This window comes from Microbacterium helvum, assembly GCF_014779795.1.
GTDB classification, from domain to species: domain Bacteria; phylum Actinomycetota; class Actinomycetes; order Actinomycetales; family Microbacteriaceae; genus Microbacterium; species Microbacterium helvum.
In genome coordinates this window covers 83,019-96,514 of record NZ_JACXZS010000011.1, presented here as the reverse complement: position 1 = coordinate 96,514, position 13,496 = coordinate 83,019, and the positions used below count along the sequence as shown (strand labels likewise).

The following is a 13,496-nucleotide window of genomic DNA, read 5'->3' as shown; positions in this document are numbered from 1 at the left end:
CTCCCGACCGTGCGCGAGGTGATCGCCCTCGACGCCGTCGCGAACGGTGTTCCCGAGGTGCTCGTCGGCGACGAAGCGCTCGATGCGCGGGTGCGCTGGCTCCACGTCTCCGACAGTGCGGGCGTCGCCCGTCTGCTGGACGGTGGCGAGCTGCTGCTGTCGACGGGGTCGTCGTGGCCCGCTGAGCCCGCCGATCTGCGTCGCTTCATCGACGAGCTGGTGGATGCCGGGCTCTCCGGTCTCGTCCTCGAACTCGGCACGCACTATCGCTACGTGCCAGCGGTGGTCGTCGAGGCTGCCCGAGAGCGCGGTCTCGCATTGGTGGTCCTGCATCGCGAGGTGAAGTTCGTGGCTCTCACCGAGGCGGTCCACGGTCGCATCATCACCGGTCAGAACGATGCCCTGCGGGCACGCGATGAGGTGCGCGAGCGCTTCACCGCTCTCGTCCTGCGGGGATCGCCGGCCGACTTCATCGTCCACCAGTTGGCGCAGACCCTCGGCGCGCCGATCGTGCTGGAGAACCTCGGGTACGAGGTCGTCGCCGCGGAGGTCCCGCTCGCCCTGGAGGAGGAGCTCTTCACCGAGTGGGAGCTCCAGTCCCGCTCGGCACATCGTCGGGCCGCTGCCCGCCGTGAGCGCGGCGCCGCCCCGGATGCCGACGATTGGCTCATCGTGCCGGTCGAGGCGCGGGGGATCCGCTGGGGCAACCTCATCGCCCTTCCCGGCCCCGACCACGCCGCCGGCCGCACGGCGGTGCTCGAACAGGGAGCGATCGCCCTCGCCGTCGGCCGCCTCGCCGACGGCGACGCCGACGAGTGGGCGCGGATCGGCCGCCGTCGTCTGGTCGACGGCCTGCTGGCCGGCCGGTTCGCCGGTGTCGGGGGCGCGGCCGCCCGGCTCGAAGCGGCAGGGCTGCCGCTGCGCGCTTCGCGTCTGCACGGCGTGGTCATCTCGGGCGCGCCCGTCGCGTCGGAGCGAGTGGATGCTGCAGCCCGAGCCCTGCGCGGTCGGGCGCTCGCCGGCTCCGCGTCGGGCGGCGGCGCCGGTGCGACGATCCTCGTGTCGCTTCCGCCGGAGGCGACGTTCGACGATGCGGCGGTGCTGGACTTCGTGCGAAGAGTGGTGGACGCGGCCGACGTGGAGCGCGTCACGGTGTCGGTCGGCCGCGCGGCCGAGGGGATCGAAGACGCGCTGGCATCGGTGCACGAGGCCGTCGACCTCGCAGCGGGTCGACGACGCCGTTCGGGCCGGGGGCCCTACCTGCGACGCTCAGAGAACCGCCCTCTCGTCCAGCTCGTCACCGCGCTGCGCGATGACCACCGCGTGCTCGAACACGGCGAACGCATGCTCGCGCCGCTGATCTCGCACGACCTGCAGCGCTCGGGCGACCTGCTCGATGTTTTGGAGGCGATGCTCGCGCATCCCGGAAACCGCACTGCCGCGGCATCCGCGTCCCACCTGTCACGCTCGGTGTTCTACCAGCGCATCGCGCTCATCGAGGAGCTGCTCGGCGCCGACCTCGACGACGGCGAGACCCAGACCGCCCTGCATCTCGCACTGCTGGTGCGGAGGTCCGCCGGGCGGTGACCAGCTACCCTGGCTCAATGGCCACTTCCGCGTACCAACCCTGCCCACCGGGCGGGAGTTGTACCGGAAGGAAGACCGCATGGCCGACAACACCTGGCCGCTGAAGAACTCTCTGCCCGAGGGGCACCAGTTCCTCACCAAGTCCGACGTCATCGAGTTCCTGAGCGACTTCGACGACGACACGCCGGTCTGGATCGACAACTACTGGCAGCCGCTCCGTCAGATCACCCAGCGTCCTGTAGACCTCATCGTCGCCCGTCCTGACGGCATCCACTTCGGATAGCCGAGTCGGTGGGGGCCCCTGCGCGCGCGCCCCCACCGGTCCGGTCTCAAACTCACGGCCGCCGGGGATCGATCATCGTCATCCCGGCGGGCGTAGCCCTGTCGAATGCCGGCAGCAGGGTCGCCGCTTCGCCCAGCCCGACGACGCGTTCGATCAGGGACTCGGGGTGCAGGGCGCCGGACTCGATGAGCGCCAGCATCCCGGGATAGTCGACCGCGGCCATGCCGTGGCTGCCGAGCAGGTCGAGCTCCCACCCGATGACGCGCGACATCGGCACGCGCGGGTGACCGTCGACGGGCGGAAGCAGGCCGATCTGCACGTGACGACCGCGTCGGCGCAGGCTGAGGATCGCGTCGCTGCAGGTCTGCTCGCTGCCGACGGCATCCACCGATACGTGCGATCCGCCGGTCAGCCCGTTCACCGCAGCAGGCACGTCGCGTCCGTCCGCGAGCACGATATGGTCGGCGCCGAGCAGGGATGCCGCATCCAGCGCCGCCTGATGGCGATCGACCACGACCACGCGTGCGTCGAGAGCCTTCGCGATCATCACGGCGCTGAGCCCGACGCCGCCCGCGCCGACGATCGTCACCCATTCGCCCGCGCGCAGCCGGGCACGGCCGACAAGTCCGCGGTAGGCCGTCGCGAATCGACACCCGAGGGCGGCGGCGGCCTCGAAGCTCACTGACTCCGGGATCGAGACGAGGTTCGCGTCGGCGGCGTGCAGCACGACGAGCTCGGCGAACGACCCGTCGTGTGTGAACCCCGGCTGCGTCTGCGCGGGGCACACCTGCGCATCGCCCTGCCGGCACCATTCGCAGGTGCCGCAGCCGCACACGAACGGGACGGTCACGCGGTCGCCGACGCGCCAGTCCGTCACTCCCGCGCCGACCTCGGCGATCACTCCGGCGAGCTCGTGCCCCGGCACGTGCGGCAGCGAGATGTCGTCGTCGTGCCCTGCCCAGCCGTGCCAGTCGCTGCGGCACAGCCCGGTGGCGCGCACCTCGACGACGACCCCACCCGCCGGCGCATGCGGCGCCGGAACGTCGCGGACCTCGGGCGCGACGCCGAACGCGTCGTAGACGACTGCACGCATGCGTCCATCGTCGCATCGACGTGCTGCGTCCTTGTCTCGGAGACGAATGGATGCCGGCGGTTCCGGACCCGACCACACCGCTCGTTGAGCGAGCGGAGCGAGTCGAAAGGTCGTACGGTCCCGTTGGACCCGGCCACGTCCGCGACGTATGCGATGGGGCCGGGTCGCAGAGAGCGGCTCGCCGCGTTTCGGCTTCGCTCGTTCCTCGCTCCGCTCAACGACCGGGGGCGACTGGCTCCGGCCTGCTCGTTGAGCGGGCGGAGCGAGTCTCCGCGGGCGACCCCTCAGCCGGCGACGTAGACCTTGCGGAGCGTCTCGTGCACGGTCCACACCGTGTGCATGCCTTCGGTCAGCTGCACGACAGAACCCGGGCCGAGCTCGACCGGCTCGAGGGACGAGTCCGTGAACGAGAGCGTCGCCGAGCCCGACAGCACGATGAACACCTCGTCGGCTTCGACATCGGTCGAGGTTCCCGGGGTGTGCTCCCACACGCCGATCGTGTCGGTCAGCTCGATGTACCCCGTCGACGGAGCGCCTGAGACCACCTGGTCGGCGGGCACTGGCTCCAGCGGGATCGCGAGGGCAGCGGCATCCACTTCCACACCGGGGACGATCACGAGTCGAACCCCAGCCCGAGCGCGTCGAGCGTCTTGAGCAGGATGTTGCGCTTGCCGAGGTTGTGGTCGGCGCGGTCGAGTGACCAGCGCACGGTGTTCACGGCGAGGGATGCCGCCGGCTCGGGCGGGAACGGGATCGGGCGCTTGCGCACCATCTCGAGCTCGGTGCGCTCGTTCGAGACGCCGTCGAGCAGGTCGAGCATCACCTCGCCGGCGAAGCGCGTCGAGCCCACGCCGAGGCCGGTGAACCCTGCCGCGTAGGCGATGCGGCGCTCGCGTGCCGTGCCGAAGAATGCGGTGAACTGCGTCGACGAGTCGATCGCTCCCGCCCACTGGTGGGTGAAGCGCAGGCCCTCCAGCTGCGGGAAGGTCGTGAAGAAGTGACTGGCGAGCTTCTCCCAGGTCTCGGGGCGGTGCTCGTGGTTCGGATCCACGCGCCGGCCGTAGTAGTAGATGGCGTCGTATCCGCCGAAGAGGATGCGGTTGTCTTTCGTGATCCGGTAGTAGTGGAACTGGTTCGCCAGATCGCCGATGCCCTGGCGGTCGTTCCAGCCGATGGACGCCAGCTGGTCGGCCGACAGCGGCTCCGTCATGAGCACATAGTCGTACACGGGCACCGTCATCAGGCGGTTGCGCTTGAGCAGCGACGGGAAGACGTTGGTGCCGAGGGCGGCTCGGGATGCTTCCACCCGCCCCTGCTCGGTGATCACCACGACGCCCGGGCCCGACGTGTCGAGACCGGTCACGTGGGAGCGCTCGAAGATCTCGACCCCGCGTTCCTCGCAGACGCGGGCGAGCTCGGCGGCCATGCGGGCGGGATGCACCATTCCGCACGCGTTCTGCTCCCACACCCCGGCGAGGTACGTGGGGGAGTTGACCGAGGCGCGCACCTCGTCCTGGTCGAGGTAGACGACGCCCTCTTCGCCCTCGGCGGCCCACTCCTTGAGCCATTCCACCTGGTGCGGCTCGACGGCGGGCGCGAGCTGCCCGGTCCGCTCGAACTGGAAGTCCATGCCGTACGTCGCCTCGGACGCCTCGATCGCGTCGAGGTTCTCGATGCCGAGCCGGTCGATGAGCGGCATCTCTTTCGGCCAGCGGGCCATGCCGTTCTCGTGTCCGTGCGTGAGGCTCGACTCGCAGAAGCCGCCGTTGCGACCGGACGCGGCCCAGCCGACGCGCTGCGCCTCGACGACGACGATCTTCGCGCCGGGCGTGCGCTCGCTCGCCAGGAGCGCCGTCCACAGTCCGGTGTAGCCGCCGCCCACGATGACGAGGTCGGCGCGGTGCGTGCCCACGAGCGGCGGGCGGTCCGGCATCAGGGACTCCGGCAGGTCGTCACGCCAGAAGACGGAATGTCTGGTGTCGGCGAGCGAATGGCGGACGACGGATGCCTGCGGCCGCTGTCGTTCGAAGACGGTCGTGCCCACGGTTATCAACTCCGATGCGTTGGTTTCTCCCATCCTCACCCGTGGGCAGGTGTGGCGGGGAGGGCCGGTGTCGGAGATTCCGAAGGCGTCCGGACGGATTGTCGGGCGCCCAGCGGGGTCAGACGGCGGCGAGCTCGCCGATCAGCGCGTCGACCGGTGCGACGCGGGCGTACGTGCCGTCGAGGGCCGCGAGGAACGCCGCGTGCACCTGCGCGCCCGGCACCGTGACGTCGCCGAGCGTCAGGTCGGGCGCAGCGCAGGCGTCCTGCGCGACCGCGAGGATGAAGCCGAGATCCGACGCCGCGCGCACCGTCGCGTCCACGCACATGCTCGTCATCATTCCGGCGACGACGATCTCGTCGGCCTCGGCGGCGCGCAGCAGGGACTCCAGCCCGGTGTCGAGGAACGCGTTCGGTTCGTGCTTGACGATCACGTGCTCCTGCCCGTCGGGGGCCACACGCGGGTCGAATTCGACCCCGGGCGTCTCGGACTCGAAGAACGCGGCATCCGGTCCGTCCCAGATGTGCTGCACGTGGACGACACGCTCACCGCTCGTGCGGAAGGCCGTCAGCAGCCGCGCGGCGGCGTCCGCGGCGGCATCCGCTCCCACGAGGGGGTGGCGTCCGCCGGGGAAGTAGTCGCGCTGGATGTCGATGACGAGGAGCAGTCGGGTCACCGATCCAGCATAAGTTGCGGTTCACCCCGGGTTCGGTCGTCGCCTGTGCATGCGACGCGCCGGGCGGGGGATGCGCACAGGCGACGAACGAACCAGAAGCGGGTCACGCGCTGAGCGCCCGCCGGCGTGACTCCAGCACCTCGGGCACGTGCTGTTCCGCCCACACCCGCATCGCGGCGATCGGCTCCAGCAGCGAGCGGCCGAGGGTGGTGAGCGAGTACTCGACCCGCGGCGGCGAGTCGGGGAACGACTGCCGCTCGACGAGGCCGTCGGCCTCGAGAGCTCGCAGCGTCTCGGTCAGCACCTTCGGCGAGACGTGGCCGAGGCGGTCCTTGAGCTCGGAGAACCGCATCGTGCGCTCCGACAGTGCCAGCACGATGAACATCGTCCACCGGTCGCCGATACGCGTGAAGATCACCCGACTCGGGCACGTCGGGCTGGTCACGTCCCATTCGACGGTCGTCATGCGAGGTCACCTCCGGGGAAGTTCCGTTGAAGTAACCGACGGGGTCGGCCCTACCGTGAACGGCATGAAGATCCTACTGACCGGCGCGACCGGCTATATCGGCTCCGCCGTCCTCGACACCCTCCTCGACGCCGGCCACGACGTGGTCGCTCCGGTGCGCAGCGACCAGGCTGCGGCGGTCGTCGCCGCCAAGGGCGCGACGGCCGTCGTCGGCGACCTGCACGACGCCGACTGGCTCGCGGGCATCCTCGAGGGGACGGATGCCGCGATCCACGCCGCCGCATCGGACGACGCCGAACGGCTGAACACCGCCGTCGCCGACGCCGCCGAACGCGCTTACGGCGGGACGGACCGGCGCTTCGTGCTGACCAGCGGGATCTGGGAGTACGGGGCGGGCAGCGCCATCCACAGCTCTGACGCCCCCGACCCGGTCGACCTCGTGGCGTGGCGAGTGCCGATCGAGGACCGCCTGCTGGCTTCGGACGTGTCCGCCACCGTCCTGGTGCCGGCGGTCGTGTACGGCCACGGCAAGGGGCTGCTGTCGGTGATCGTCGACGCGCCGCGCACCGCCGACGGCGCCGTCACCCTCGTCGGCGACGGATCGCAGCGCTGGACGTGGGTGCACGTGGACGACCTCGCCCGCCTGTACCTGCTGGTGATCACGCATCGTGTCGCCCTCGGACGACTGATCGCCAGCGACGGTGCGCCGGTGACGGTTCGCGAGGTCGCCGAGGCGACCGGAAGGGATGCCGCGCCCGAGCCGGTCGAGGCGACCCGGGTCCGTCTCGGCACGGCGTTCGCCGACGCGCTGCTGTTGGATCAGGCCGCGTCTGGCGTCGAGGCGCGCGAGCTCGGCTGGACCCCGGAGCACGTGGGCGTGCTGCACGAGCTGGCGTCCGTCCCCGGTCGCTGAGCGAACGGTCAGCGCGTACGTCATGAGGGGAGTGCGTCCGACGGGCGGCTCGCCGCGCTTCGTCTCGCTTCGCTCGCTCAACGACCAGGGTGGTCGCCCCGCGGAGCGACGAAGGAGCGGAGACGAAACGTCGCGAGCCGCTCTCGAGGACCCGGCCCGCCGGCCGGGGCAGCGAGCGCCTCAGGAGTCGGATGCTGCGTACACGCGTTCGCCCTCGACGAAGGTCTGCAGCACGCGGGCCGCGCCGATCTGGTCCGCCGGTACCGCGAACGGGTCGCGGTCGAGGACGACGAGGTCGGCGAACTTGCCCACCTCGACCGTGCCCGTCACCTCGTCGAGGTGGTTCACCCACGCGGAGCCCGCCGTGTACGCGGTGAGCGAGGTCGCGAGGTCGATCGCCTGCTCCGGGTAGAACGGGTCGTACTCGCCCTCTTCGTAGCCAGGCGCTGCCTTGCGATTGACCGCCGTGTGGATCGCCGCCATCGGGTCGGGCGTCGACACCGACCAATCGCTGCCCGCGGCGAGCACCGCGCCGGCGCGCAGCAAGTCGCCGAACGGGTACTGCCATGCCGACCGCGCGGGTCCGAAGAACGGCAGCGTCAGCTCGACCATCTGCGGTTCGTACGTCGCCCACAGCGACTGCATGTTCGCGACAACGTCGAGCTCGCGGAAGCGTGAGAGGTCCTCCGGGTGCACGACCTGGATGTGCGCGATGTGGTGGCGGTGGTCGCTGCGGCCGTTCCGGGCGATCGCCTGCTCGACCGCATCCAGGCATTCCCGCACGGCGCGGTCGCCGATCGCGTGGAAATGCACCTGGAATCCGGCCGCGTCCAGCAGCGGGACAGCGTCGTTCAGCACCGACGGCGGCACGAAAGAGATGCCCGAGTTGTCGGTCGGGTGGCCGTGGCCGTCGAGGTAGGGCTCCAGCATCGAGCCGGTGAAGTTCTCGGCGACGCCGTCCTGCATGATCTTGATGCTGGTCGCGGCGAAACGGCCGCCGCGATACTGCTCGCGACGCTCGATGAGGAAGGGGATCTGCTCCAGCCCCGCCGTGCGGTCCCACCACAGCGCGCCCACGACGCGGGCGGTCAGACGCCCGTCGGCGGCGGCGGCGAGATACGCGGGGCCAGGGTCGCCGGCATCCCCGTAGGAACCGACGATCGCGTCCTGCCACGCCGTCACGCCGAACGAGTGGAGGTACCGCTGCCCGGTGAGCAGCGCCTCGACCATGCGCTCGGCGGGCTCGGGCGGCAGCAGACGGTTCACGAGCGTCATCGCGCCTTCGTGCAGCGTGCCCGACGGGTTGCCGTCGGCGTCGCGCTCGATGCGTCCGTCGGCCGGATCGGGCGTGTCGCGGTCGATGCCCGCGAGCCGCAGCGCCGCGGAGTTCACCCACGCGCCGTGGCCGTCGCGGTTGGGCAGGAATGCGGGGCGGTCGCCGGTGACGGTGTCGAGGAGGGATGCCGTCGGCGTGCCTCCCGGGAACGCCGACATTCCCCAGCCGCCGCCGAGGATCCACTCGTCGGCAGGGTGTGCGGCGGTGTAGCGCCCGATCACGTCGACGTACTCGGCCGCGGAGTCGTACGCCGACAGGTCGCAGCGCAGCATGTCGAGCCCGCCCCACACCGGGTGGACGTGGGCGTCCTGAAAGCCCGGCAGCAGCAGGCGCCCGGCGAGGTCGACGACTTCGGTCGCCGGCCCGACGAGCTCGCGCACCTCGTCTCCGCCGACCGCGACGATGCGGCCGCCCGAGACGGCGACCGCGCTCGCGCGGGATCGCACCGTGTTCGCGGTGAAGACGGGACCGCCCGTGAAGACGAGATCGGCGTAAGGCATGGGGTCTGGGTCCTTTCAGCGAGACATCGACGGCGCACCGAGACTCCTCATGACAGCTGCAGTCTCGGTGCGCAGCTGACGTGTCGCGGGCGGTGCGGGCAGCCTCGACGGACGGGCGGCCTAGGCGTGAGGCATCCCGATCATCCGCCCGCCATCGTGCGTGCGATGTCGGCGGCCGAATCACCGGCGCGCTTGAGCACGAGCGCCACGACCGCGAGGGCGATGAGGGTGAGCAGCAGCATGATCGTCGACACCGCCGCGATCTCGGGCCGCAGCCCGGTGCGCACGGCGCCCAGGATGTACACCGGCCACGGCGTGGACCCCGCGACCGAGACGAACGCCGCGATCACGGTGTTGTCGAGGCTGAGGGTGAACGACAGCAGGAACCCGGCGAGCACGGCGGGCATCGCGAGCGGCAGCGTGACACGGCGGAACGTCGTCAGCGGCGGCGCGTACAGGTCTGCGGACGCCTCTTCGAGCTGCGCATCGAGGCCGATGAGCCGGGCGCGCACCAGGTATGAGACGACCGCGATCGAGAACAGCGAGTGCCCGATCACGAGACGCAGGATGCCGTTGTTGAACATACCGATGCCCCAGTCCTGCCCGAGCGTCACGAGCCACGGCAGCAGCGCGACCGCATCGACGATCTCGGGGGTCACCGACACGAGCAGCAGCAGCACCAGGAACCACCACACCCACTTGCCGGGGTGGCGGGCCATCGCGATGCCCGCCAGGGTGCCGAGCACCGATGCCAGCACCGCGGCGAGGAAGCCGGTCTGCACCGAGATCAGCACCGCGCTGCGGACGACCTCGTTCGAGACGATCGCCGCGAAGGAATCGAACCCGAACTGCGTGAACGAGGTCAGGAGCCTCCCCACGTTGAACGAGTAGATCACCACGACCGCGATGGGCAGGAACAGGAACACCAGCACCGCGATGCCCCAGATCGTGAACCCGAGGTCGCCGCGATCGCGTCGTGCCCGCGGTGTCACGGAGCTCTTCGCCGACAGGATCGTGCGCGTGTCGGTCGCGGTCATGCGGCACCTCCGACGGGGATGGATGCCGCAGCCGCCGTGGGCGCGGGCACCGGGTCGAGCACCACGCGGTTGCGCAGGCGGAACGGCAGACCGACCAGCCACACCAGCCCGAGCCCGACGGCGGTCGTGAGCAGCACGATGAGGATCAGCATGATCGCCATCGCCGAGCCGAGCGCCCAGTTCTGCGCGGTCTGGAACTGCGTCGCGACCATCTGGCCGATCATGTTGCCCTTCGCGCCGCCGAGGATCGTGGCGGTGATGTAGTCGCCCATGAGCGGGATGAACACGAGCAGCACACCGGCCACGAGGCCGGGGCGCGAGATCGGGAGGGTGACCCGCAGGAACGTGGTCCAGCGGCCGGCGCCGAGGTCCTTCGACGCCTCCCGCAGGGCGGGGCCCACCCGGTCGAAGGCGACGAACAGCGGCAGGATCATGAGCGGCAGGTAGTTGTAGATCACGCCGAGCAGCACCGCGGGTCGCGTGTACAGGATCTCGAGCGGCCCGAGCCCGAGCGCCTGCATGACCCCCGACAGCCAGCCGTTGGGCGCGAGGATGATCTGCCAGCCGATGGTGCGCACCAGGAAGTTGGTCCAGAACGGCACCATCACCAGCGCCACGAGCAGGCCGCGCTTGGACGGCGGCGCCTTGACCGCCATCCAGTACGCGACGGGCGCACCGATCGCGAGGCACGCGAGCGTGCCCAGGATCCCGATCCACAGCGTGTTCTGGAACGTGGCGAAGAACGTCGGCGTGAGCACCTCGAGGTACCGGTCGAATGACAGCACGTCGTTCGCGTGGGTGCCGAAGATGCCCGGCTTGTAGCCGAAGCTGAACCAGACGACGTACCCGACGGGGATGACGAAGAAGAAGAGCAGCCATGCCCACGCGGGGAACGCGAGGGCGATGCCCGCCTTCTTACGCACCCGCTGCCGCCTTCACCTTGTTGTAGATGTCGACGACGCGCGCGAGGGAGTCGTTGACCTCGCCCTCCTCCATGGTCGCCAGCTGCTCCGGCGTGAAGAACACCATGTCGAGCAGCTCCAGGCCGGCGTCGGCGGCGGCCTCTTCGATGTCGGCGACGCCGGTGTGGTAGCCGATGTAGTCGAGCTCCTGCAGCGAGACCTCGGGGTCGAGCACGTAGTTGATGAAGGCGTGCGCGGCCTCGGGGTGGGGCGCGCCCACCGGGATCGACCAGTTGTCCATCCAGATCTCGGTCTTGGGCCCGGCGAGCACCCACTGCCAGCGGTCGGGTTCGGTGCTCTCCATGAGCGCGAGGCGCACGTCGCCGTTGTAGGCCTGCATGAGCACGTGCGACGCCTGCTGGATCGCGCCGCCGCCGGGGTAGGAGTCGAAGGCCTCGATGTGGGGAGCCAGCGTGTTCACCAGGAAGTCCTCGGCGGCGTCGAGGTCGCCCTCGTCGGTCGTCGTCCACGGGATGCCGTTGGCCCAGAAGTAGGCGCCGGTCAGCTCGCTCGCGTCGTCGAGCATCGACGTCTTGCCGCTCGCCTCGTTCTGCGCCGCGTCGAGGAAGTCGGCCCAGGTGGTGAGCTCGCGCGTGATGACGGTCTTGTCGTAGACGAAGCCGGTCGTGCCCCACGCCTTGCAGATGGAGTACTCGTTGTCGGGGTCCCACGCCCGCCCGACGAAGGCGGAGTCGAGGTTCTTGAAGTTGGGGATCAGCTCGAGGTTGAGCTTCTGCAGCAGGCCGTTCTGCACCATCTGCTGGATGTAGACGCCGGTCGGCACGACGATGTCGTAGCCGCCGGTGCCCTTCGCGGCGGTGAGCTTGGCGATCATCTCCTCGTTGGAGTTGAACGAGGTGAGCTCGACGGTGGGCCCCTGCTCCTTCGTGAACGCGTCGATCACGTCGGGGCTGTCGTAGTCGCCCCACGTGTAGATCGACAGCTTGTTCTCCAGCGCTCCGCCGGTCGCCTTCGGAGCAGCGGACGTGCCGCCCCCGGGCGAGCAGGCGGTGAGGATCGCGGCGGCGCCGGCGGCCGCGGCGATGCCGAGGAAGCCGCGGCGGCTCAGTTCACGACGGATCGTGGGCACGGCGTCGGCGCTGGCGAGGATGCGGATCGGGGACTCGGGCATCTCAGGACTCCTGATTGGTGTGAGGGGATCGGGTGCGGATCAGACGGCGGGGGGAGCGACGTAGCCGCCATCGACGGCTGCGTCGTCGGCGGGGAAGAGGAGGACGTTCGCGGCATCCCACGAGCAGACCACCGCGTCGCCGACCGACAGTGCGGGCGCCTCGGGAGTGGGGCGGCGCACGATGATGCTCTTGTCGTCCGACACCTGCACGAGGTACTGCATGGTCTCGCCCAGGTGAGCCACTCCGAGCAGCGTCCCGCGGACGGAGTTGACGTCGGTCCGCGCGTCGGCGGCCGACTCGGCCGCGATCCGCACGAACTCGGGACGCACCGCCGCCTGCCCGTGCGTGATGCCGGCGAGCTCGGTCGTCGCGCCGCGCACCAGTCCCTCGGGCGCCTCGACCGCGGCGCCGTTCTCGGCGACCGGGCCGGTGAAGAAGTTCTGCTGCCCGACGAACGCGGCGACATAGGCCGAGGCAGGCCGCGCGTACACGGTGTCGGCGTCGGCGATCTGCTCGATGCGGCCGTGACGCATGATCGCGATGCGGTCGCTCATCGACAGCGCCTCACCCTGGTCGTGCGTGACGAACACGAACGTGATGCCCAGGCGTGACTGCAGCAGCTTGAGTTCGAGCTGCATCTCTTCGCGCAGCTGACGATCCAGGGCGCCCAGCGGCTCGTCCAGCAGCAGCACCGCCGGGCGGTTGACGAGCGCCCGCGACAGCGCGATGCGCTGCTGCTGGCCGCCCGACAGCTGCGTCGGCTTGCGGTCGGCGAACTGCCGCATCTGCACCAGATCGAGGGCCTCCGACACCCGCGTGCGGATCTCGGCCTTGGGGGTCTTGCGCTGCTGCAGGCCGTAGGCGACGTTCTCGGCGACCGTCATGTGCGGGAACAGCGCGTACGCCTGGAACACAGTGTTGACATTGCGCCGGTACGGGGGCTCGCCGAGCACGGACTGGCCCGAGATGCGGATGTCGCCGGCATCCGGCTGCTCGAATCCTGCGATCATGCGCAGCGTCGTGGTCTTGCCGCAGCCGGACGGCCCGAGCAGCGAGATGAACTCGCCGGGCTGGATGGTCAGCGACAGATCGTCGACGGCGAGCTGGTCGCCGTAGTGCTTGGTGATGCCCGACAGCAGTACCGCGCCGCGCGAACCGTCGCCGTCGGTGGGAACCTGGTGTGCCGGGGAGGCCGTCGATGCGGGAGCCGTGCCTGTGGACGTCGTCACTCGTGAGGTCCTTCGTGTCGCGGGCCGTGCGACGGTGCGCGGCCTATCGGGTGTGCAGGTATTCAATATCGGGCGGTGCCGAGGTGCAATCCACTGCTGCGTGAAACAGGACGATCCGAGCCGCCGGATGTGTGCCGCGGGACAGATCGTCCGGGTGGGTGTGAACCCCCGGAAACCGCGATGTTTCCGCGAGAAGTCAGCGCGTGGATGCCGCCGACGCTGCCGCAGGGCGACAAA

At 70.2% G+C, this 13,496-nt stretch carries 13 protein-coding genes; 3 read left to right on the top strand and 10 right to left on the bottom strand.

Going from position 1 to position 13,496, the window contains the following annotated elements; all coding sequences use genetic code 11:
- The first annotated feature begins 9 nt into the window (after positions 1 to 9).
- Both IF188_RS20615 and IF188_RS15895 read left to right on the top strand, forming a co-directional pair.
- On the top strand, positions 10 to 1,587 hold the full coding sequence (locus IF188_RS20615; protein ID WP_191172787.1) for a PucR family transcriptional regulator: 1,578 nt from the start codon (positions 10 to 12) through the stop codon (positions 1,585 to 1,587).
- 79 nt (positions 1,588 to 1,666) lie between these two features.
- Positions 1,667 to 1,870, top strand: coding sequence for a hypothetical protein (locus IF188_RS15895; RefSeq protein ID WP_191172786.1), 204 nt, complete (start codon positions 1,667 to 1,669; stop codon positions 1,868 to 1,870).
- A 52-nt stretch (positions 1,871 to 1,922) separates the two neighbouring features.
- On the opposite strand, the gene IF188_RS15890 is transcribed toward IF188_RS15895, so the two are convergent.
- From IF188_RS15890 to IF188_RS15870, 5 genes are all read right to left on the bottom strand, one after another.
- On the bottom strand, positions 1,923 to 2,963 hold the full coding sequence (locus IF188_RS15890) for a zinc-dependent alcohol dehydrogenase family protein (RefSeq protein WP_191172785.1): 1,041 nt from the start codon (positions 2,961 to 2,963) through the stop codon (positions 1,923 to 1,925).
- Positions 2,964 to 3,247: 284 nt separating this feature from the next.
- A complete protein-coding gene (locus IF188_RS15885) occupies positions 3,248 to 3,580 on the bottom strand; it encodes a cupin domain-containing protein (protein WP_191172784.1) in 333 nt (110 codons plus the stop codon).
- Positions 3,577 to 5,007 (bottom strand): NAD(P)/FAD-dependent oxidoreductase, encoded by a 1,431-nt coding sequence (locus IF188_RS15880; protein WP_191172783.1) that lies wholly within the window; start codon positions 5,005 to 5,007, stop codon positions 3,577 to 3,579. Before IF188_RS15880 ends, IF188_RS15885 begins: the two co-directional genes overlap by 4 nt.
- 118 nt (positions 5,008 to 5,125) lie before the next feature.
- Positions 5,126 to 5,683 (bottom strand): cysteine hydrolase family protein, encoded by a 558-nt coding sequence (locus tag IF188_RS15875; RefSeq protein ID WP_191172782.1) that lies wholly within the window; start codon positions 5,681 to 5,683, stop codon positions 5,126 to 5,128.
- A 103-nt stretch (positions 5,684 to 5,786) separates the two neighbouring features.
- On the bottom strand, positions 5,787 to 6,149 hold the full coding sequence (locus IF188_RS15870; RefSeq protein WP_191172781.1) for a winged helix-turn-helix transcriptional regulator: 363 nt from the start codon (positions 6,147 to 6,149) through the stop codon (positions 5,787 to 5,789).
- Between the two features lie 64 nt (positions 6,150 to 6,213).
- On the opposite strand from IF188_RS15870, the gene IF188_RS15865 reads away from it, so the two are divergent.
- Entirely contained in the window at positions 6,214 to 7,062 is an 849-nt protein-coding gene (locus tag IF188_RS15865; protein ID WP_191172780.1) for an NAD-dependent epimerase/dehydratase family protein, read from the top strand.
- 180 nt (positions 7,063 to 7,242) lie between these two features.
- Here the strand turns inward: IF188_RS15865 and IF188_RS15860 are convergent, their stop codons facing one another.
- The 5 genes from IF188_RS15860 to IF188_RS15840 all read right to left on the bottom strand — a co-directional run bounded on the left by IF188_RS15860 (position 7,243) and on the right by IF188_RS15840 (position 13,259).
- Positions 7,243 to 8,898, bottom strand: coding sequence for an amidohydrolase (locus IF188_RS15860; RefSeq protein WP_191172779.1), 1,656 nt, complete (start codon positions 8,896 to 8,898; stop codon positions 7,243 to 7,245).
- 140 nt (positions 8,899 to 9,038) lie between these two features.
- Positions 9,039 to 9,935, bottom strand: a complete 897-nt coding sequence (locus tag IF188_RS15855) for an ABC transporter permease (protein WP_191172778.1) — start codon at positions 9,933 to 9,935, stop codon at positions 9,039 to 9,041.
- Complete coding sequence (locus IF188_RS15850) at positions 9,932 to 10,858, bottom strand: ABC transporter permease (protein WP_191172777.1); 927 nt, start codon at positions 10,856 to 10,858, stop codon at positions 9,932 to 9,934. The genes IF188_RS15855 and IF188_RS15850 overlap by 4 nt, the downstream gene beginning before the upstream one ends.
- Positions 10,851 to 12,029, bottom strand: a complete 1,179-nt coding sequence (locus IF188_RS15845) for a polyamine ABC transporter substrate-binding protein (protein WP_191172776.1) — start codon at positions 12,027 to 12,029, stop codon at positions 10,851 to 10,853. Before IF188_RS15845 ends, IF188_RS15850 begins: the two co-directional genes overlap by 8 nt.
- Before the next feature lie 39 nt (positions 12,030 to 12,068).
- Positions 12,069 to 13,259 carry an ABC transporter ATP-binding protein gene (locus tag IF188_RS15840; protein WP_191172775.1) on the bottom strand — a complete coding sequence of 397 codons (1,191 nt, stop codon included), beginning with the start codon at positions 13,257 to 13,259 and terminating at the stop codon, positions 12,069 to 12,071.
- Positions 13,260 to 13,496 lie beyond the last annotated feature (237 nt).

Coding starts and splice junctions, on each gene's coding strand:
- IF188_RS15895 (WP_191172786.1), top strand. CDS start 1,667: ATGGCCGACAACACCTGGCCGCTGAAGAACTCTCTGCCCGAGGGGCAC.
- IF188_RS15890 (WP_191172785.1), bottom strand. CDS start 2,963: ATGCGTGCAGTCGTCTACGACGCGTTCGGCGTCGCGCCCGAGGTCCGC.
- IF188_RS15870 (WP_191172781.1), bottom strand. CDS start 6,149: ATGACGACCGTCGAATGGGACGTGACCAGCCCGACGTGCCCGAGTCGG.
- IF188_RS15865 (WP_191172780.1), top strand. CDS start 6,214: ATGAAGATCCTACTGACCGGCGCGACCGGCTATATCGGCTCCGCCGTC.
- IF188_RS15860 (WP_191172779.1), bottom strand. CDS start 8,898: ATGCCTTACGCCGATCTCGTCTTCACGGGCGGTCCCGTCTTCACCGCG.
- IF188_RS15855 (WP_191172778.1), bottom strand. CDS start 9,935: ATGACCGCGACCGACACGCGCACGATCCTGTCGGCGAAGAGCTCCGTG.
- IF188_RS15845 (WP_191172776.1), bottom strand. CDS start 12,029: ATGCCCGAGTCCCCGATCCGCATCCTCGCCAGCGCCGACGCCGTGCCC.